Source organism: Pantoea sp. GbtcB22 (assembly GCF_019091025.1).
Classification (GTDB): Bacteria; Pseudomonadota; Gammaproteobacteria; order Enterobacterales; family Enterobacteriaceae; genus Pantoea; species Pantoea leporis.
The window spans coordinates 621,421-641,455 of record NZ_JAGXKB010000002.1 but is presented as its reverse complement, the minus strand read 5'-3'; the positions used below and the strand labels follow the sequence as shown (position 1 = coordinate 641,455).

At 54.2% G+C, this 20,035-nt stretch carries 19 protein-coding genes and 1 pseudogene; 15 read left to right on the top strand and 5 right to left on the bottom strand.

All coding sequences use genetic code 11. The annotated features are described in order from the left end of the window. Position 1: 1 nt before the first annotated feature. A complete protein-coding gene (locus KVT28_RS10790) occupies positions 2 to 562 on the bottom strand; it encodes a YfiR family protein (protein ID WP_192413482.1) in 561 nt (186 codons plus the stop codon). A 475-nt stretch (positions 563 to 1,037) separates the two neighbouring features. On the opposite strand from KVT28_RS10790, the gene KVT28_RS10785 reads away from it, so the two are divergent. Continuing rightward, on the top strand, positions 1,038 to 3,086 hold the full coding sequence (locus KVT28_RS10785) for an FUSC family protein (RefSeq protein WP_217548310.1): 2,049 nt from the start codon (positions 1,038 to 1,040) through the stop codon (positions 3,084 to 3,086). 176 nt (positions 3,087 to 3,262) lie between these two features. Here KVT28_RS10785 and KVT28_RS10780 read toward each other — a convergent pair whose 3' ends face one another. After that, complete coding sequence (locus KVT28_RS10780; protein WP_101761556.1) at positions 3,263 to 4,699, bottom strand: 6-phospho-beta-glucosidase; 1,437 nt, start codon at positions 4,697 to 4,699, stop codon at positions 3,263 to 3,265. 11 nt (positions 4,700 to 4,710) lie between these two features. Further along, the gene (gene ascF / locus KVT28_RS10775; RefSeq protein WP_217548308.1) at positions 4,711 to 6,162 is read right to left on the bottom strand and encodes a PTS cellobiose/arbutin/salicin transporter subunit IIBC; all 1,452 of its coding nucleotides are present in this window, start codon (positions 6,160 to 6,162) and stop codon (positions 4,711 to 4,713) included. Between the two features lie 249 nt (positions 6,163 to 6,411). Between ascF and KVT28_RS10770 the strand changes: the two genes are divergently transcribed. After that, positions 6,412 to 7,431, top strand: coding sequence for a LacI family DNA-binding transcriptional regulator (locus KVT28_RS10770; RefSeq protein ID WP_217548305.1), 1,020 nt, complete (start codon positions 6,412 to 6,414; stop codon positions 7,429 to 7,431). Positions 7,432 to 7,554: 123 nt separating this feature from the next. On the opposite strand, the pseudogene KVT28_RS10765 reads toward KVT28_RS10770, so the two are convergent. Further along, positions 7,555 to 7,713 (bottom strand): annotated as a pseudogene (locus KVT28_RS10765) (acyl-CoA thioesterase); the annotation flags it as partial. 232 nt (positions 7,714 to 7,945) lie between these two features. Between KVT28_RS10765 and KVT28_RS10760 the strand changes: the two are divergent. The 8 genes from KVT28_RS10760 to KVT28_RS10725 all read left to right on the top strand — a co-directional run bounded on the left by KVT28_RS10760 (position 7,946) and on the right by KVT28_RS10725 (position 14,472). Beyond that, positions 7,946 to 8,371 (top strand): RidA family protein, encoded by a 426-nt coding sequence (locus KVT28_RS10760; protein WP_008106850.1) that lies wholly within the window; start codon positions 7,946 to 7,948, stop codon positions 8,369 to 8,371. Positions 8,372 to 8,384: 13 nt separating this feature from the next. Next, complete coding sequence (locus tag KVT28_RS10755; RefSeq protein ID WP_101761553.1) at positions 8,385 to 9,059, top strand: DUF1028 domain-containing protein; 675 nt, start codon at positions 8,385 to 8,387, stop codon at positions 9,057 to 9,059. 8 nt (positions 9,060 to 9,067) lie between these two features. Beyond that, a complete protein-coding gene (gene argE / locus KVT28_RS10750; protein ID WP_192234766.1) occupies positions 9,068 to 10,219 on the top strand; it encodes an acetylornithine deacetylase in 1,152 nt (383 codons plus the stop codon). Between the two features lie 39 nt (positions 10,220 to 10,258). Continuing rightward, positions 10,259 to 11,407: an ABC transporter ATP-binding protein gene (locus KVT28_RS10745; RefSeq protein WP_217548303.1), complete on the top strand. Its 1,149-nt coding sequence runs from the start codon at positions 10,259 to 10,261 to the stop codon at positions 11,405 to 11,407. Positions 11,408 to 11,425: 18 nt separating this feature from the next. Further along, positions 11,426 to 12,424, top strand: a complete 999-nt coding sequence (locus KVT28_RS10740; RefSeq protein WP_254633500.1) for an NAD(P)H-quinone oxidoreductase — start codon at positions 11,426 to 11,428, stop codon at positions 12,422 to 12,424. Beyond that, entirely contained in the window at positions 12,421 to 13,032 is a 612-nt protein-coding gene (locus tag KVT28_RS10735; RefSeq protein WP_217548299.1) for a glutathione S-transferase family protein, read from the top strand. The genes KVT28_RS10740 and KVT28_RS10735 overlap by 4 nt, the downstream gene beginning before the upstream one ends. A 64-nt stretch (positions 13,033 to 13,096) precedes the next feature. Further along, positions 13,097 to 13,546 (top strand): type II 3-dehydroquinate dehydratase, encoded by a 450-nt coding sequence (locus KVT28_RS10730; protein ID WP_137387340.1) that lies wholly within the window; start codon positions 13,097 to 13,099, stop codon positions 13,544 to 13,546. Beyond that, positions 13,543 to 14,472, top strand: coding sequence for a glyoxylate/hydroxypyruvate reductase A (locus KVT28_RS10725; protein WP_217548297.1), 930 nt, complete (start codon positions 13,543 to 13,545; stop codon positions 14,470 to 14,472). The genes KVT28_RS10730 and KVT28_RS10725 overlap by 4 nt, the downstream gene beginning before the upstream one ends. A gap of 32 nt (positions 14,473 to 14,504) precedes the next feature. Here the strand turns inward: KVT28_RS10725 and KVT28_RS10720 are convergent, their stop codons facing one another. Beyond that, entirely contained in the window at positions 14,505 to 15,467 is a 963-nt protein-coding gene (locus KVT28_RS10720) for a LysR substrate-binding domain-containing protein (RefSeq protein WP_101761546.1), read from the bottom strand. Between the two features lie 79 nt (positions 15,468 to 15,546). On the opposite strand from KVT28_RS10720, the gene KVT28_RS10715 reads away from it, so the two are divergent. The 5 genes from KVT28_RS10715 (at position 15,547) to KVT28_RS10695 (ending at position 19,982) form a co-directional block, all read left to right on the top strand. Continuing rightward, the gene (locus tag KVT28_RS10715) at positions 15,547 to 15,846 is read left to right on the top strand and encodes a hypothetical protein (RefSeq protein ID WP_192234777.1); all 300 of its coding nucleotides are present in this window, start codon (positions 15,547 to 15,549) and stop codon (positions 15,844 to 15,846) included. Next, positions 15,836 to 16,867, top strand: a complete 1,032-nt coding sequence (locus KVT28_RS10710) for a polyamine ABC transporter substrate-binding protein (RefSeq protein WP_217548295.1) — start codon at positions 15,836 to 15,838, stop codon at positions 16,865 to 16,867. Before KVT28_RS10715 ends, KVT28_RS10710 begins: the two co-directional genes overlap by 11 nt. A gap of 63 nt (positions 16,868 to 16,930) precedes the next feature. Next, the gene (locus KVT28_RS10705) at positions 16,931 to 17,785 is read left to right on the top strand and encodes an ABC transporter permease (protein ID WP_101761544.1); all 855 of its coding nucleotides are present in this window, start codon (positions 16,931 to 16,933) and stop codon (positions 17,783 to 17,785) included. Position 17,786: 1 nt separating this feature from the next. Continuing rightward, on the top strand, positions 17,787 to 18,605 hold the full coding sequence (locus tag KVT28_RS10700) for an ABC transporter permease (RefSeq protein WP_101761543.1): 819 nt from the start codon (positions 17,787 to 17,789) through the stop codon (positions 18,603 to 18,605). Positions 18,606 to 18,731: 126 nt separating this feature from the next. Continuing rightward, positions 18,732 to 19,982 carry an NAD(P)/FAD-dependent oxidoreductase gene (locus KVT28_RS10695; RefSeq protein WP_217548293.1) on the top strand — a complete coding sequence of 417 codons (1,251 nt, stop codon included), beginning with the start codon at positions 18,732 to 18,734 and terminating at the stop codon, positions 19,980 to 19,982. The last annotated feature ends 53 nt before the right edge of the window (positions 19,983 to 20,035 follow it).

Sequence of the window (20,035 nt, the reverse complement as noted above, 5' to 3'; positions counted from 1 at the left end):
CTTATTTGCTTCCATTGCGGGACAGCAACAGTACGTCCGGACTCACCTTGACGCCGCTCCTGGCAAGCGAATCAAGGTTGACTGAGAAAAGCGTGTGGTCGGGTTTAAAAATCAGGCAGAAGGCGGCGCCAATGGTACATTCCGCATTGTTTTCAGCGAGGGTTAATACCGCCTTACCTTTGAGGTGATTAAAAAGTTCAACCTGTTGTTGCGGCGTCTGATCGCCAAAATAGACCGCATCGCAATGCTGCGTTGCCAGTTCACTTTCACTGGCGAGATAAACCACGCTAAACGGAACGGCTGAAGGCACACTATTTTGTGGCAATGAGAGATGTTGCGCGGAGGAAAATACGCAGAGTTGCGGCGCGCCGGTTAAACCCGGCCAATGGGTAAAACTAATAATACCGCTGACAATGCGATTGGCTTTATCGTCTTTTATTTCAGCAATTGCTGAGCGAGAAATAAACAGCAGCAGAAATAGGGCAGTTACGACGATTTTGCAGATATGGAGCAGGGAAAGCAGTACGTCGGCTTCCCGATGAAGTTGATGTTTACGTAACATACTGCGTTCCCGAGAGTTCTTCGCATTATTCAGCGCGCAAATAGTAGCACCGCTACGGTTAAAAATGTACCTACAGTTCGTAGGGTCGCTATTCATGGCGACTTTTCTCGCAAAATGCTCACCCGAGCATTCCACAAATTTCTGCGATATTTGTAGACGGCATTGCGCGAAATTATTTTATGGATAAACGACCAAAAAGGGCGCACTTCACCAAAGTGTGATCCAGCACACATTTATCGGCCTGATAACTGCTACGCGTTAAAACGGCTTAAATCGCTGATGCCGGATAAATTAGCGACAAAACCGCATCTTTAACGTGGATTTTCATTAGCCGTGCTTACGCATCTGCGCCACGTGCAAACCGCGCGATGAACATGGTTTTCGATTACGAAATAATTCGACATATTTATCGAGGTGAGGCTTTTTCACATTCTGGCAGGATACGCAACATTCAGTACATCCTGGTCACCGTGTCATGCAGTGGTTTTCAAAAAACGCCGTTTTTTTTGCTGTAAAAACCTGTCTGGCCGCCTTTCTGGCACTCTATTTCGCACTCGAACTGAATCTGGATAAACCGGCGTGGGCGGTGACCACGGTGTTGCTCGCGTCACAGCTCTATTCCGCCTCAACCATTTCCAAATCGGTGTTCCGTCTGCTGGGGACACTATTGGGCGGCGTATTCGTCTTCTTTATCTTTCCGCCGACCGTGCAGCATCCGCTGCTGTTCTGTTTCTGCATTTCGTTATGGGTCAGCGTTTGCCTCTATCTGTCACTGCACGACCGCACGCCGAAGAGTTACGTGTTTATGCTGGCCGGTTACAGCGCGGCGATCATGGGTTTTCCGGAAGTCACCACGCCGCTGTCGATCACCAGCACGGTGATTTCGCGTATAGAAGAGATCACGCTCGGCATCGTCTGCAGCAGCCTTGTGCATGCGCTGTTGTTTCCGGTATCGATGCGCAGTCTGCTGGAGCAGAGTGTCAGCCACTGGTATCTCAACGCGCGCAAACTGTGCAGCGATTTGCTTTCCGGCATTCCCAGCGACAGTTCGCCCGAGCGTGACGATATTCTGATCCGCATGGCAACGCATCCGCAGCAGGTGGAAGTGCTGATCACCCACTGCGTTTATGAAGGTGACGCCGCGCGGAGACTGATTCGCCTGGTTAGCGTGCAGTATCAACATCTCTCCTATTTGATCCCGACTCTCACGGCTATCGAGATGCGCCTGCAGCGGCTCTCGATACTGCAAATCGCCTTTCCGGAAAACGTGGCGCAAACCTTTCAGCTGTTTCTACAGTGGCTCAATGATGGTGAAGCGGTAGGGGAAACCAGCGGCATCCAGCAGACGTTAAGCACTTGTCAGGCTGAACTTAACCTCGCCTGGCAAAACGGCGAATTGCCTACTGAAAACTGGCTGCTTTTTACCGGATTAATGGAACGGCTGGCGGATTTTGTCCGTATTGCCGGGGCCTATCAAAGCGTTGGTGGATTGGTAAGCGACCTGTCGGGCGACACTACACTGGCGCGCGGCAAACGCACGCACCGCTTTTTTGATAAAGGGTTAATTCGGCTTTCGGCGTTAACCGCGTTCTGTGCCACCTTCGGTTCCTGCTTGTTATGGATGGGAACGGGCTGGCGTGATGGCGCATCGGCACCGGTGATGGCGGCGATTCTCTGCTCATTGCTCGCCAGCCAGGATACGCCGCTGACTTCAATGAAGCTGTTTGTGCGTGGCGTAATCGTGGCGATCATTATCAGCGTAATTTACGTGGCGCTGCTGCTGCCGCAAGCCACTTCGTTTGAGGCGCTGATGATTTGTCTCGCGCCCGGACTGATGATTCTGGCGCTGATGATCGCGCGGCCCTCGACCAACATGATAGGCCTGAGCGTAGCGATTCAGATCCCCGGCTTTATCGGCCTCGGCCACCATTTAAAACCCGATTTGGTGCTGCTAATCAATAACGCGATTGCCACCATGGCGGGCGTGATGTTTGCGGTAATCATCACCGCCATCATGCGTAACAAACGCCCATCATGGACCGCGCGCCGCGCCGTGCGACAGGGTCTGCGCGAGCTGTTGCGCTTTATTAAAGAGACTGAACGAAACGGTTCGTCACTGCTGGGACGGCAACGTTTTATCAGCCTGATGCTGGATAAAGTGAATGTGGTGTTGCCGCGCTTACGGCTCGATCCGCATCCCGATATGCGTTCAGCCGGCATGTTGCTCAAGGAAGTGTGGCTGGGCGTGAATAGCTTTGATTATTACGCGCGCCACAAAGAGCTGCTGCAGCAATATCATCTGGATAGTGGACAGATGTTTCATGAGCTGGCGCTGTTTCTCAAACGCCGCCTGAAGTCACTGCAAACCCCACCGCATGCGGATTTGCAGGATGAGCTGGATTTACTGTTGCTGAAGCTGGAACAACTGGCGAAACACGACGAAAGGGTGCTGACGCCGCTGTTCCATCTGTTCAGTATTCGGCTCTATCTTTTCCCGCAACAAGCGTGGCCAATCATTAAGTAGGGTCGCCATTCATGGAGTAATGCTCGTCAGTTAAGACATGAAAACCCCTCATTACTGAGAGCACACATTCTAGCGGCGCAATTCATTGCGCGATAAATCGCGCCGCTACGGAAGGTGCGGTGATTTGAAACGGCGCTTAACTGATCGGCATTACGCCATTCATGGCGACCACTTATTTACAGCGCCTCCAGATTCCGCCCGTTGCTGGCGATCACTTGCTTGTACCACCAGAATGATTTTTTGCGGATGCGTTCCAGGCTGCCGTTGCCTTTGTCATCACGATCGACATAAACAAACCCATAACGCTTACTCATTTCGCCGGTCGAGGCCGCCACCAAATCGATGCAGCCCCACGTGGTATAACCGATCAGCGGGATACCATCGGCAATCGCTTCGCCCATCGCCTGAATATGCTCTTTCAGATAGCTGATGCGATAATCGTCGTTAATCTCGCCGTCGGCATTGATTTCATCGTGCGCGCCGAGGCCGTTTTCCACCAGAAACAGCGGCTTCTGGTAGCGGTCATACATCATGTTCATGGTGATACGCAGACCGAGTGGATCGATGCCCCAGCCCCAATCGCTGCGTTTAACATGCGGATTGGTCAGCGATTTCACCACGTTGGCGGCGCTGCTGTTTTGCTCGTTCATCTCTGCCGAGGCGCAGCGTGAGGCGTAATAGCTGAAGGAGACGAAATCAACGGTGTGACGCAGCGTAGCGGCATCTTCCGCTTCCATCGCAATCTCCACGCCTTTCTCGCGGAATACCCGCGCGGCATACGAAGGATAAGCGCCGCGCGCCTGCACATCGATAAAGAACAGGTTTTCGCGATCCTTCTCCAGCGCGGCCCATACATCCTCCGGCTTACATGACCACGGATAGAAGTTGCCACCCGCCAGCATGCAGCCGACCTGGTTTTCCGGGTTAATTTCATGGGCGATTTTGGTCACCAGCGCGCTTGCCACCAGCTCGTGATGCGCCGCCTGATACTTCACCTGCTCCGGGTTTTCGCCCGGTTCGAACACCAAACCTGCGCCGGAAAACGGGCTGTGCAGCAGGATATTGATCTCGTTAAAGGTCAGCCAATACTTCACCAGACCGTTAAATTCTTCAAAGCAGGTACGCGCATAGCGGCTGAAAAATTCGATCATTTTGCGATTGCGCCACGAACCGTATTCGGTCACCAAATGCATCGGTACATCGAAGTGGCACAGCGTCACCAGCGGCGTGATGCCATATTTCTGGCACTCTTCAAACAGGCTGCGATAGAACGCGATGCCTTCCGCGTTAGGCGTCAATTCATCGCCTTGCGGATAAATACGGCTCCAGGCAATAGAGGTACGGAACACGGTAAAACCCATTTCTGCCATTAGCGCGATATCGTCTTTGTAGCGACGGTAAAAATCGATGGCGTCATGGCTTGGGTAATACTCATCGCTGCGCAGTTCGAAGCGCTTTTCCAGGCCCAACTTTACCGGCATGCGATGCGCGCCGTGGGGGATCATATCCACCGTGGTTAAACCTTTACCACCCGCCAGATAGCTCCCCTCTGACTGATTAGCGGCTAATGCGCCGCCCCACAAAAATCCCTCTGGAAATGTCACTTCAGACATAAAAACCTCATTTACACCTTGGATAAATTAACGTTGGCGGGTTTGGCATCATCCGTCACCGGCTTTGGCTGTGCGGGCTCGGTGACCGGGATATCTTCAAAGCCGAGAATCAACGTCAGAATGAAGGAGAGCACCACCGACAGCACCATCACGCCAGCGACCCACACGATGCTCATCGGATTGGTGGGATCGAAAAACTGTACGCTGGTGAACAAGCCTGGTGAGGCCATTGAATGGCTGGCAAGCCCACCAATCCCTGCCACTGCGCCGCAGATAAAGCCGCTGATCAGGCTGGCGATCAGCGGACGTTTCAACCTGACCGCCACGCCATACAGCGCCGGTTCAGAAATGCCCGCGACAATCGCCGATGCCGCCGCTGCAAACGCGGTTTGACGCAGTTCAGGGTTCTTGGTTTTGAATGCCACCGCCAGCGAAGAACCGCCCAGCGACAGGTTGGCCCCGATCTCCGACGGCATCACCATGCCTTCTTTGCCGGTTTCGGCGATGGTTTGAATGATGGTGGGGGTAAATACGCGATGCATCCCGGTCATCACCAGCAGCGGCCACAGTGCGCCCATAATCGCCACCGACAACCAGCCAAGATAGCCGTGAATGGTGTAGACCAGCGCGGAAATGCCGCTACCAATCCAGATGCCAAGCGGTCCAATCAGCACAATGGCAATCGGGGCGGCCACCAGCACAATCAGCATCGGCTTGAGGAAGTTCTTGGTTACCGCAGGCGTGATGCGATCAACCCAGTATTCGATGTGCGACAAAATCCACGTCATCACTAACGCCGGAATAACCGTGTAGGTGTACTTCACCGCCGTCACCGGAATAAAGGCAAATTCCACCGCCTGGCCTTGTGCGGCTTTCGCCATTAAATCGACAAAGTTGGGATGCACCAGCACACCCGCGATGGCAATCGCCAGCGACATGTTGGTTTTGAATTTCAGCGCGGCGGAGGCGGCCACCATAATCGGCAGGAAGAAGAACGCGCCGTCACCTATCACGTTGAGGATGATCAGTGTGGAAGAGCCTTTCTCCAGCACGCCGCTCATCTCCAGTACCATCGCCAACAGCTTTACCATCGAGCCACCAATAATCGCCGGGATCAACGGTGACATGGTGCCCACCAGCGCATCAAGAATACCGGCACCGATGCTGCGTAGGGTGATTTTGCGTTTCACTGGCGCGGCGCCTTCGCTGTTCGGCGTGCCGAGCTTCAACACTTCCTGATAAGCGAGGTTCACATTGTTACCAATGATCACCTGACACTGCGTGTCGGTGTGCACCACGCCCATCACGCCGTGAATGGCTTTCAGTGTGGCGTTATCAATGCTGGCGCTGTCTTTCACCACGAAACGCAGGCGCGTCATGCAGTGCGTCACCGCTTCGATATTGTTCAGGCCGCCGAGCGCAGCCACGATGGCGCGCGAGACATCCGCATAATTTTTAGCCATGGATTTTTAATCTCTGATTATTTGGTAGGGGTACAACGGTTTCTGCGTGATTTTTCATCATGAGAAACCGGTTTCACAAAATCATGAAGATGCAATGTAATCCAGGCAAGAAATTTAAAATTCGATAGTTGAAAGTGTGAAGTTGATCGCTTTGACTAATTGGACGGCTATGCGGTAATGGCAGAAAAATTGCCGCCTGTTTCGGAGCTTAGGTACACTGCTGCAATGAGCATGGAAAAAGAGTGAATCATGGCGACGATAATCGAGGTGGCAAAAGTAGCAGGCGTATCCAAAGCGACTGTATCGCGTGTGCTGTCTGGCAACGGCTATGTCAGCCAGGAAAAACGCGAGAAGGTGTATCAGGCGATTGCCGCTACTGATTTCCGCCCTAACTTGCTGGCGCGCAATCTGGCGACCAAATCCAGCCAGACGATTGGGCTAGTGATCACCAATACCCTTTACACCGGCAGCTACTTCAGCGAGTTGATGCAGCACTCTGCGCGCCTGATGGAACAGCAGGGACGTCAGTTGTTGCTGGTGGATGGTAAACACAGCGCCGAAGAGGAGCGTGCGGCCATTCAGTTCCTGCTCGATTTGCGCTGCGATGGCGTGATCATCTATCCGCGTTTTCTCACCACCGATGAAATGGACAGCATCATTGCGCAGCATAAACACCCGATATTGGTGATCAACCGCCGTCTGCGTCAGCACGACAGTTACTGCATTTACTCGGATCAACAGCGCAGCAGCAGCGCAGCGGTGGAGCAGCTGATTGCGCTGGGCCATCGCGACATCGCCTTTATCACCGGTTCGCTGGATTCGCCGACCGGCCGCGAACGTCTGGCGGGCTACCACGCCGCGCTGACCAAACATGGCATTGCCGTTGAAGATGCGCTGGTGGTCGAAGGAAAATGGCAGGCGCAAAACGGCATGACAGCGGTACAACAGTTACTGAACCAGGGCAGAAATTTCACGGCGCTGGTGGCCAGTAACGATGATATGGCGGTGGGCGCGCTCAAAGCGCTGGCGGCCGCGCAGATTGCGGTGCCTGCAAAAGTGGCAGTGATCGGTTTCGATGATATCCCGCTGGCGCCGTTTACCATTCCGGCGTTATCCAGCGTGAAAATGCCGGTAACCGAGATGATTCAGGAAACCATTGAACGCCTGATTTCCATGCTGGATGGCGGCGAAATGCGCAATGACAAAACCTTTGCCGGGGAATTAATTATGCGTGAATCAGTTGGGCCGGGACCGCATCACCATCAGTGATGAAAAATTGGGGTTTCTTATTCCAGTCATTTAGCCACTGATGTTATGTGGAAATTTATTTCTCTATTAACAGGCTGAGGGGAAAACGGGTTCCCCCCGCACCGCAATCCGGTGCGGGAGCGTAATTTTGCCCTGTTTAAACTCTTCTTCAATATCGATACCTAAAGCTTCACGCATGTAAGCGTGGCGCGTCCACTCCATATAAAACGGATAATAAAGGCCATCGACCACGCCCTGAAAATCGACATGCTTTTCATCCACCTCATACTGCTTTGCAAACATTTTTATATCCTTATCTGAGAGTTAGGGGAATAAGGAGGGTGGTTTACCTCATAACGCACGTCCGGTAAACACCGGTTAGTCGGCAGGTGATGATGTTCACAATTTAATGCTAAAAATCACTATCGTTAGCTCCTTCGGATTTTTTAAAGCAACACCTCAGTTAATGCTGTTTTCGCTGCCAGGCGTAGGAGGGTATACCTTGCGAAAACCTTTTTTCGCAGAGCAGGCCAGCATGACCACACATACTCGCATCCGTAAATTCAACACCAAAGAAACCTATCCCAATCAGGCGCTGGATAACGATCTCTGTCAGGCGGTGCGCGCAGGCAATACCGTGTATGTCCGTGGGCAGATTGGCACCGACTTCGCGGGCAACCTGGTAGGATTAGGCGATCCCGCCGCGCAAGCCGAACAGGCGATGAAAAACGTTAAACAGCTTCTGGAAGAAGCGGGCAGCGATTTATCGCACATCGTCAAAACCACCACTTACATCATTGATCCCCGCTATCGCGAGCCGGTGTATCAGGTGGTCGGCAAGTGGCTGAAAGGTGTGTTCCCGATCTCCACCGGTTTGGTGATTTCCGGTTTAGGTCAACCGCAATGGTTGATGGAAATCGATGTGATCGCGGTTATTCCTGACGACTGGCAAGCGGAATAAGAGGCGCGAGACGATGACGTTATCCATTGTGGGACGCTGCGACGCAACCGGTCAAATCGGCATTGCCATTAGCTCATCCAGCATTGCGGTAGGCGCACGTTGCCCATGGCTACGCGCGGCAGTGGGCGCAGTATCAACCCAGAACATTACCTTACCCGCGCTAGGCCCGCGCATTCTTGATCGCCTGCAACAAGGCGACAGCGCAGAAGCCGCGCTCAAAGCCGGGCTCGCCAGCGACGACTCTTCCTCTTATCGCCAGGTGACGGTGTTAGCCGCCGATGGCCAAACGGCCTGCTTTAGCGGCGATAAAACGCTCGGCATTCATAACGCGCAAACCGGTCATCACTGTGTTGCGGCGGGCAATCTGCTGGCTAATCCTGAGGTGATTCCGGCGATGGTAAGCGCCTTCGAACAGCATTCCGGTCATTTAGCCGAGCGCTTAATGGCGGCGATGCAAGCGGGCATGCAGGCGGGCGGGGAAGCGGGGCCGGTGCACTCTTCTGCCTTGTCGATCGTTGATGATCAGGTGTGGCCGATTGTCGATCTGCGTGTTGACTGGACGGATGGCGATCCAATTAGCAAACTCGACCAGCTGTGGCTGGCTTATCAACCGCAAATGAACGATTACGTGACGCGCGCCATCGATCCAACGCAGGCACCCCGTTATGGCGTGCCGGGCGACGAGTAGGAGTTTCCATGTTTACCAGCCGACAACTGCTTGAAAAGCTGGTGGCGTTTGACACCACCAGCCGTGAATCCAACCTGGCATTGATCGATTTCGTCTGGCGTTACCTGAATGATTTGGGTGTAAGCGGTGAGCTAATTCACAACGCGGAACGCAGTAAAGCCAATTTGTATGCACGTCTTGGACCCGCTGGCGATGGCGGCGTGATGCTCTCCGGCCACAGCGATGTGGTGCCGGTGGAGGGACAAAACTGGAGCGTGCCACCGTTCACGCTCACCGAACGTGATGGCAAGTTATACGGGCGCGGCACCGCTGATATGAAAGGTTACATCGCCTGCATGCTGGCGGCAGTGCCCCATTTTCTGGCACAGCCGCTAAAGCAGCCGCTGCATCTGGCAATCTCCTATGACGAAGAGGTCGGCTGCCTGGGCGTGCGCACCTTGCTGGAGGCGCTGTTGCAGCGCCCGGAAAAGCCGTCAATCTGCCTGATTGGTGAACCCACCGAATTGCAACCGGTGCTCGGTCATAAGGGAAAACTGGGTGTGCGCTGCGAAGTGAAGGGCGCGGCTTGCCATTCTGCCTATGCGCCGCAGGGTGTCAATGCCATCGAATATGCTGCGCAGCTAGTTCACCAATTAACGGCGATCGGCGAGCGCCTGGCGCAGGCTGAACAACATGACACACGTTTCGATCCCCCTTTTACGACGGTGCAAACCGGGATTATTCGTGGCGGCACCGTATTGAACATCGTGCCCGCTGAATGCGTCTTTGATTTTGAAGTGCGCACCTTGCCCCAGCATGACGCGCAAGCCGTTGCCGCTGAGATCGAGACCTTCGCGCAATCAGAGCTGGTGCCGCGTATGCAGGCCGTCGCAGTGGACAGCGCGATCCGTTTTTATCCTATCAGTGGCTATCCCGGGTTATTAACCGATGCGCAAAGTGACGCTGCGCGATTGATCGCCTATCTCACTCAATCCAGCGACTTCAGCACGGTAGCCTTTGGCACCGAAGGCGGCTTGTTCCACCAGGCCGGTATTCCCAGTGTCATTTGTGGGCCTGGCAGCATGGCGCAAGGTCATAAACCCGACGAATTCATCAGCATCGCTCAGTTGGATGCCTGTGACGCCATGTTGCAGCGCTTAGCCGCATGGATGAGTCAATAATTACTGTGACAACGTCACACCAATTGCTTTGGAGAGTTCATGGTTAGTGCAGAAATCACCCGATTCCCACAGCCCGATATGCCGCGCCCCGCAGTGAAAAGCAGCAACATCGCCGTACAGTTAGATGGCGTGCTGAAGAAGTTTGGCGACGCTATCGCACTGCACAAAATTTCCCTGACTATTGAGGAAGGGGAATTTATTACCCTACTCGGCCCATCGGGCTGCGGCAAAACCACGTTGCTCAATTTGATGGCCGGTTTTGCTGAAGCTGATGGCGGCGAGATTTTTATTGATGGCGAATTGGTCACGGAAATTCCCCCTTACCAGCGTGAAATCGGCATCGTGTTCCAGAACTACGCGCTGTTTCCGCATATGACGGTGGAAAAAAATGTGGGTTATGGTCTGCGTATGCGCGGGGTGCCAAAGGCCGAAATCGCGGAGCGCGTTGAGCAAGCATTAGCGTTGGTCAAACTGGCGGGTTACGGCCATCGCAAACCGCGTGAACTCTCCGGCGGACAACAGCAGCGTGTGGCACTGGCGCGTGCGCTGGTGATCCGTCCAAAAGTCTTGTTGCTGGATGAGCCATTTTCCGCGCTGGACAAGAATCTGCGTTTATCGATGCAGGTCGAACTGAAAGCCATCCAGCGCAAGTTAGGCGTCACCACGGTGTTTGTCACCCACGATCAGGGCGAAGCGCTTAGCATGAGCGATCGTGTGGTGGTGATGTCAGCGGGGCATGTGCGTCAAATCGGTACACCGGATGAAATCTATCGCCAGCCGCGCGATCCGTTTGTGGCGGGCTTTGTCGGTGACGTCAACATCTTGCCTGGACGTTATGCCGGGCGCGATCACGCTGCGGTGCTTGAGCTGGGCGGCAATGTGCTGCGTCTGCCGGCAGAGCGCGTGCAGGCGAGCGTTGGCGAGCGACTCGATGTGTATGTGCGTCCGGAAAACATTCAATTGGGGCCGCTCTCTTCGCACTGTTTCCTGAGCGCCACGGTGATCACCCATGTGTTTCAGGGCGATCACGTTGATGTGCATCTTGATGTGCCAGCGCTCGGCAGCGCCTCGCTGTTTGCGCGCCAGTCGGGTCTGGAATCCCTAACCCGCTGGCCAGTGGGTAGCGTAGTGGGCATCACCTTTGATGATGAAGGCGTGTGCGCCTTTACCGCCGCTAAGCAAGGATAAGATCCGATGGTGCCTGAAATGATGAACGCGGTAATTGCCCGCCAGCCGGGCGGCGCAGAGGTGTTAACGGTGGTAGAACGTACCGTGCCACAACCTGCGGCGGGTGAAGTATTGATTCGCGTCGCCAGCGCGGGTGTTAATCGTCCTGACATTATGCAGCGTAGCGGCATGCCAATCCCACCGGGCAGCTCAGATGTATTCGGTCTGGAGGTAGCAGGTAACGTGGTGGCGTTAGGTGCAGGGGTTAGTGGTTTCACCATCGGCGACGCGGTAATGGCGCTGCTGAACGGTGGCGGTTATGCCGACTATTGCGTGGCGCGCGCTGAATTGTGTTTGCCGGTGCCCGATAATCTGCCGTTGGCGCATGCAGCGGGCATCCCCGAAGCGGCATTTACTGTGTGGCACAACCTGTTTGAGCTGGGCCGTTTAGCCCCCGGTGAAACCGTACTGATTCACGGTGCCGCCAGCGGCGTTGGCACCTTTGCCATCCAATGTGCGCACGCCTGTGGAGCACGTGTGGTGGCCACCGCAGGCGGTGCCAACAAAACTGCGGCGCTGCAACAGCTTGGCGTCTGGCGCGCCATCGATCGCCATAAAGAGGATTTTGTCGCGGTGATTGCAGCGGAAACCGCAGGGCAAGGCGTGGATGTGGTGCTGGATAACGTGGGTGGTGATTACGTGGCGCGTAATCTTAGCGTGTTAGCGCAAGGCGGACGTCATGTGAGCTTGTCATTTATGCAGGGCGCGAAGATCGAGCTCGATCTGCAATTGGTGATGCGTAAAGGATTGAGTTTAACCTCTTCCACGCTGCGCCCCAAAAGCGCTGCTGAAAAGGCGCGCCTGGCGACGTGCATCCGCAAACATCTGCTGCCGCTGATCGTAGCAGGCAAAATCAAACCCACGCTGCATCAAATTTTGCCGCTGGCGCAGGCGGCGGAGGCACATCGAATCCTTGAGGCCAACGCCAACATTGGCAAAGTGTTGCTGAGCGTGGATCAGCAGGGAGCGTTGGTATGATGCAACTGTTTTACGCCACCACCTCTGCCTATGTGCGTAAAGTGATGGTGACTGCGCATTGTCTTGGGCTCACGAATGAGATTGAGCTTCTGGATTCGGCGGCGCATCCGGTTGAACGTGATGAGCGCATCGCCATCGTTAATCCGTTAGCCAAAGTGCCCGCACTGCGAACCGAACAAGGGGCATGTCTCTACGACAGCCGCGTGATATGCGAATACCTCAATGCCCGCGCGAAGGGCGACTTAATCCCGTCAAAGGGTGATGCGCGCTGGTTGAGTTTGTCGCGCCAGGCATTGGGCGACGGTTTGATCGATGCCGCCTTGCTGGCGCGTTACGAGTACAGTGCCCGCCCATTGGAAAAGCAGTGGCAAGGCTGGGCCGATGCTCAGCTGAAAAAAGTCCATGCGGCGCTACGGGAAATTGAGTGTCAGGTTGCGGGTTTTAGTACGCAGCCTGATGACGTGGGTTTGATTGCCATTGGCTGCGCGCTCGGTTATCTCGATTTTCGCTTCGATGTTCTTAACTGGCGGGCAAACCATCCGCTGACTGCCGCGTGGTTCGCCCTGTTCGACGCCCATCCCGCGATGGCCGCCACGCGCCCGCATTGATCGCCATTAATCGTCATTCGGTCACCCTTTCGGGCGACAACGGCACAGTGACTCAGGAGCTCAGATGACACAGCAGATTTTTTTTCTTAACGGCCCGAACGCTAATCTATACGGCATGGACAAGAACGGCACTTACGGCAGCGAAAGCTTTGCCAGCATTGATGAACGCTGCCAGCGCCGGGCAGCATCACACAACATCACACTGCAATTTCGCCAAAGCAATCACGAAGGCGTGCTGGTTGACTGGATTCAGGAAGCGCGTCAGCAGGCTGCCGGATTGATCATTAACGCCGCCGGTTTAACCTACAGTTCGGTGCCGATTCTCGATGCATTGCTGATGTTTGATGGCCCGATCATCGAAGCGCACATGAGTAATATCTGGAAACGCGAGCCGTTCCGCCATCATTCGCTGGTATCAAAAGCCGCCACCGGCGTGATTGCCGGTTTGGGCGTGATCGGTTACGAACTGGCAATTGATGCGGTAGTTGAGTTGATCAAGGCGAATGCGGCATGAGTATTTTGGTCTTTTACAGCGAGTTTGACAGTTTTGAACAGTGGTCAGCGTTGCTCGCTCCGCATCTGCCGGGCGTAACGCTTTGTCGGGCGGAAGAGGTGCAAAACGATGTTGAGGTGCATTTCGCGTTGGTGTGGAAGCCGCCGCAAGGTTTTTTCGCCCCTTATCGCAACCTGAAACTGCTTATAAATCTGGGTGCGGGCGTTGATTCGCTGGTCGGGCGCGATGATTTGCCGGATATTCCCATTGTTCGTTTGTCTGACCCGCATATGGCGCGGATGATGGCCAGCTTCGTGCTGTTTGCCGTGCTGCGTTATGTGCGTGACATTCCGGCTTTTGAGCGGGCACAACGTGAACGACGCTGGCATTACCTGCATCCGCGTTCGCCGGAAACCGTGCGCGTTGGCGTGCTGGGATTGGGTGAATTGGGCGCGCACGCCGCGCTTGAGCTGACGCGCCAGGGATTGGATGTGCGCGGCTGGTCACGATCGCAGAAAACCATCGACGGCATTACCTGTAGCAGCGGAATAGACGCGCTGGATGCTTTCCTCGCCGGCAGCGATATTTTGGTAGTGATGCTGCCGCTCACGCCGCAAACCCAGGGCTTACTGAGTGCTAAACGACTGGCACGGTTACCGCACGGCTGTGCGTTTATCAATGTGTCGCGCGGAGCGATTGTTGATCAGGCGGCGTTAACGCAGGCGTTGCAGTGTGGACAGATCGCCGAGGCGACGCTGGATGTGTTTGACCGCGAACCGTTGCCGCCCGAAGATGCGCTGTGGGGTATGGATAATGTATTGATCACGCCGCATCTGGCTTCGGTTGCCATTCCGGCCAGCGCGGCATCGCAGGTCGCCGCGAATATCCAGCGCGCCGCACGCGGCGAAGCGGTATTGCATCAGGTCTTCCCGCAGCAGGGGTATTAACCGCTGGTCGCCATTCATGGCGACCAGGGATCTCACGCCACTCGCACCACTTGCGGATCGAAATAACTCGGTGCCGCCATGCCGGGAATATATTGGTCGGAAATAAACATGCGGCAACGCTCGGCAAAAGCGCTCACCACCCTGGATTGCTGTACCTGCGCCATGGTGGCATAACCCAACTGCATCGCCTTGTTAACCCCCGCCAACCGCACGCGAATCAAGCGTTTACCATCCTGCGACAAATGCGCTTTAGGTCGTACGTTAGCGATACCGAAGCCGACACCGTTGGCCACCATCGCGCGCACCGTTTCCATACTGCTGGAGCGCATCACCACATTTGGCGTCACCCCGGCTTCGCTGAACAAGCCAAGAAAATATTCACGACTCCACGGCATATCCAGCAGCACCATCGGCGCTGCAGCCAGATCCTGCATCGAAACCGCGGATTGTGTGGCGAACGGATGATGCTCACCCACCATTACATAGGGCGGCAGTTGCGCCAGCGACTGGAAAGTCACATCGCTGGCGGGCACCAAATCATAGGTGAGGGCGATATCGATATCCGCTGAGCGCAGCTGTTTTAACAGCAACTCATGATTGCCTTCCACCAGCGAAATACGCACGCCGGGAAAGGCGCGGCCAAAGCCAAACACCAATTCCGGCGTCAACATTGGCGCTAACGTATCGAGGCAACCAACACGCAGCGGGCCGCGTACGTTGTTCATTGATTCCGATGCAATGGTGTAAAGGTTCGACATCTGTTCGAGGATCAGTTTGGCCTCTTTTAATACCTGGTGGCCGATTGCGGTGAGTGAAACGCCCTGGGCATGGTGACGCACAAACAGCTGCACGCCAAGCTCAGACTCAATGTGGGTGATGGCGGCGGAAATCGACGGAGAGGAGACGTGAATACGCTCCGAGGCGCCAATAATGCTGCCCGCTTCACCGGAAGCGACAAAATATTCCAGCTGACGCTGGGTGATGCGACTGAGCATGCAGGTTCTCCTGAGATCGCTGACACGCTCATGTCGCGTCAGTCATTCTAATATGGTCGATTCAACTCAAGCATTTCTCATGCCAAATTCCGACTTACAGCATAATCACCTGTCCTTGCGCCAGCGACCATTCGCGTCTGCCTCACTCCTGCTTCAGAAAATCCTTGTTAAGCAGGCCGCTTTTTTAGCCTCAGAAATCCTGATGCAACAGCGAGGGAAATGCTGTTTTACCCAATCTCACCGCAACGGCATTATCGCTTCAACACCCGAGAGCCGCCTTCGCACTGTTTTAGAGCATTGCGACGCGATGGACCAGACGGTGGTGCAAAGCAGCGACAACAGCCATTTCATTCATTGGGGACAAGAATATGTTGCGTAAGATGGGTGCCTTAACGTTATTGACCGCGTGTGTATTGAGCGTAGGGAATGCAGTGGCCGCAGATAAGCTGATTGTCAGCACCTGGGGCGGCAGCTTTAAGGATCTGATTGATCAAACTATCGCCAAAGAGTTCACCAAAGAAACCGGCGTAGAAGTGCAGTTCGTCACCGGCGGCACCATCGATCGTTTGAACAAAGCCAAGCTGGCGGGCGGTTCGCCGGAAACTGACGTCACCTTTACCACCGCGCATGTCGGTTATCTGTATGCCAACAGCGGCCTGTTTGAAAAGCTCGACATGAGCAAAATCCCTAACGCGGTGAATCTGGTACAGCAGGCCAAAGTCAGCCCGTATCACCTTGGCGTGTGGGGCTACGTTTACACCATCGGTTACCGTCCAGATTTAGTGCCGAAGGGTGAAGAATTTACCAGCTGGAACGATCTGTGGCGTCCGGAGCTGAAGAGCTCGATTGCGCTGCCAGATTGGGATCCGAGCCATATCATCGCGGTGTCCGCCAAACTTTCTGGCTCGGATGCAGCGCATTGGGAACAAGGCCAGTCCAGGCTGAAAGCGCTGATCCCGAACATCAAATCCTTCTATACCGATGATGCCAACAGCCAGCAGCTGATCTCCACGGGCGAAACGCCGGTACAGGTGATGCTGTCGATGAACGCCTACAGCATGATTGCAGAAGGCGTCAACATTAAGCTGGCAGTGCCAAAAGAGGGCGCAATTTTGGGCGTTGATACCGTCGGTATCAATAAAGGCAGCAAACATGCGGAACTGGCCTACAAGTTCATAAATATTGCGCTGAAACCGGAAATCCAGCAGGAAGTGGCGAAAATTTATCGCGGCAGCCCAACGGTGACCAATGCGCATATCGATCCAGAACTGGCGAAGCTGCCTGGCATGCTGACCACGCCTGAACAGTGGAATGCCACCATCAACACCGATCCGCAACTGCGCGCGGAGAAAACCGCCGAGTGGCGGCAGTGGTTCTCTGAAAACATCATGTCACATTGATAAATAGCGGCGGCCGATTGGCCGCCCGGTGAGTCGCAACACTTTATTCAGGCAACAACGTCTATGACGAAAAAACCGACATTCTTACCCTGGTTCATTATCCCCGCTACGTTCACGGCGCTTGGGCTGGTAGTGGCCATGTTTGCCGTGATGCAGTTTAGCGTGCGGGCCTATATTCCAGGATCGCTAGATGTAGGCGGATTCACGCTGGCGAACTTTAACGGTCTATTTAAGAAAATCTATGCCGATGCGTTTATCAACACGGTGATGCTCAGTGCGAAAACGGCGATTTTTGGGCTGCTGATGAGTTATCCGCTGGCGTATGCGCTGGTGAGAACGCGCACTACCTGGATCAAATCCACCATCTTGATTATCGCCATTACGCCGCTGTTTCTCGGCGAAGTGGTACGGACATATTCGTGGATCATCGTGCTGGGTAATAGCGGCTTCCTCAATAGCTTGCTGCTGGCGATGGGTCTGATAAACAAGCCGATCCAGTTTATGTTTACCCAAACCGGCGTGGTAGTCGCGCTGGTGCATGTGACCATGCCAATCATGGTGATGATGCTGGCAACTGCGCTGTCGCACATCAATCCTGATTATGAGAAAGCCGCCACCAGTCTGGGGGCGGGGCCGATTCGCACCTTGCTGACGGTGACCATTCCGCTATCGATTCCCGGCATCGTTTCCAGCCTGACCACCGCGTTTGCCTGGACGTTCAGCGCCTTCGCTACGCCGCAGCTGATAGGTGGTGGACGCGTCAGCACCGTGGCTACCATGGTGTATCAACTGGGCTTCTCTTCAATGAATTTTCCGTTTGCCGCTGCGCTCAGCATTGCCGGTTTGATTTTGACCATTCTGCTGTTGATGGCGCTGAAACGTATGAGCCGCTTCCTCCATGCGATGGGAGACCACTGAAATGACCCGATCCCTCAACGACAAATTGATTACCCTGGCGGGACGCTCGCTGGTGATTGCGATTTTGTTGTTCGTGTTGCTGCCAACCATTGTGGTGTTGATCTCTTCCTTCAGCAGCACCTCGGTGCTGTTCTTCCCACCGAAAGGCTGGTCGCTGCGTTGGTTTGAGCGTGCAGTGAACTACGATGACTTCCGCCACGGCTTCTATTCGGGGTTGATTGTGACAGCATGGGCCTCAACGCTGGCGGTAATTATTGGCGCCACGCTGGCGATTGCCATTGAACGTTACACTTTCCCCTGTAAACAGGTACTGGAAGGCGTGCTGTTGTCACCGTTGTTTATTCCGCACTTCACTATTGGCCTCGGCTTACTGATGCTGGTCTCGCAGTTAGGCATTGGACGCGGTTATTCACTGGTGATCTTCTGCCATGTCGTGCTGGTACTGCCGTTTGTGCTGCGCAGCGTGTATGTGTCGCTGAAAAACCTTGAGCAACGCATTGAAATGGCGGCTGCAAGCCTCGGCGCTTCGCCGTTGCGCGTGGTATGGACCATAACCGTGCCGTTGATTTTGCCTGGCTTGTTTGGCGGTTGGTTATTTGCCGCAATTCTCTCCTTCAACGAATTTACCGCTTCGCTGTTTATTACCACGCAAGCGACGCAGACCTTACCGGTGGCAATGTACAACTATGTGCGTGAATTTGCCGACCCAACGCTGGCTGCACTGTCGGTTATTTATATTGCTGTTACGGCGACGATGTTAATTATCGCGAATAAGTTTTTAGGCTTGGGGAAAATATTGAACGTCGAAGCAGGGCATTAATGTATTCGCACGGAATGCTGTGCTTATTGAATAGCACAGCATTTATTAATCTGAATAGTAGTCATCCGACACCTGATTACTCTTTTCCATGAAAAGATCGGGGTCGATCATCTTTAGGGATCTCACATGTCAGTAGAAAAAATTAATACCGTGGTGGTCGGAGCGGGTCAGGCAGGTATTGCGATGAGTGAACATCTGTCGTTAATGGGCGTGCCACATGTGGTGTTAGAGCGTAGCCGTATTGCTGAACGCTGGCGTTCAGAACGTTGGGATTCATTGGTGGCCAATGGCCCAGCCTGGCACGATCGTTTTCCTTCAATGAAATTCGATAATATTTCCCAGGAAGCGTTCCCACCGAAAGAGCGGATGGCGCAATATTTCGAAGACTACGTAAAAATGCTCGATGCGCCGGTGCGCACCGGCGTGGAAGTCCATTCGGTTGAGCGTCTACCAGAACGTAGCGGTTTTAAGATACTGACGTCGGCCGGTGAATTTGAAGCTGACAATGTGGTGGCGGCTACCGGTCCTTTCCAGAAACCCGCTTTTCCACAGATCGTGCCGGAAAGCGCTGCGCTGCATCAGATCCATTCATCGGCGTATAAAAATCCGCAGCAGCTGCCGCAGGGCGGCGTGCTGGTGGTGGGCGCAGGTGCTTCAGGCTCACAAATTGCGGAAGAGTTGCGTAAATCTGGCCGTGAAGTGACGCTCTCCATCGGCGAACATTACCGTCCGCCACGTTCCTATCGTGACCGCGATTATTGCTGGTGGCTGGGCGCGCTGGGCTTATGGGATGAAGTCAAAATCAAGCCGAAGAAACAGCACGTTGCTTTTGCCGTGAGTGGTTATGAAGGTGGCAAAACGGTCGATTTTCGCCGACTGGCGCACATGGGCATTACGTTGGTGGGGATCACCAAAACCTGGGATAACGGCGTGCTGAGCTTTGCTGAGGGTATAATGGACAATATTGCTGAAGGCGACAAAGCGTATTTCGACGTACTGCGTGATGCCGATGCCTATATTGAACGTAATGGCCTGGACTTACCGCCCGAGCCGCAAGCATGGGAATTATTGCCAGATCCAGAATGTTTAATTAATCCATTATCAGAACTGGATCTACAGGCCGCAGGTATTACCAGCATTATCTGGGCCACCGGTTTTAAATTTGATTTTAGTTGGCTGAAAGTGGATGCCTTTGATGCTAATGGTGCGCCGTTCCATAAACGCGGTATTTCCGCCGAACGGGGTATTTACTTCCTTGGCTTGCCCAATCTGGTGAATCGCGCATCATCGTTTATTTATGGCGTATGGCACGATGCCAAATATATTGCCGACCATGTGGTTTTACAAAACGCCTACACCGATTATAAAAAGTCGTAAAAATCTCCGTGAGATCGCCGTTAATGGCGCCCCTAGAAAAGACAATAAAAAAG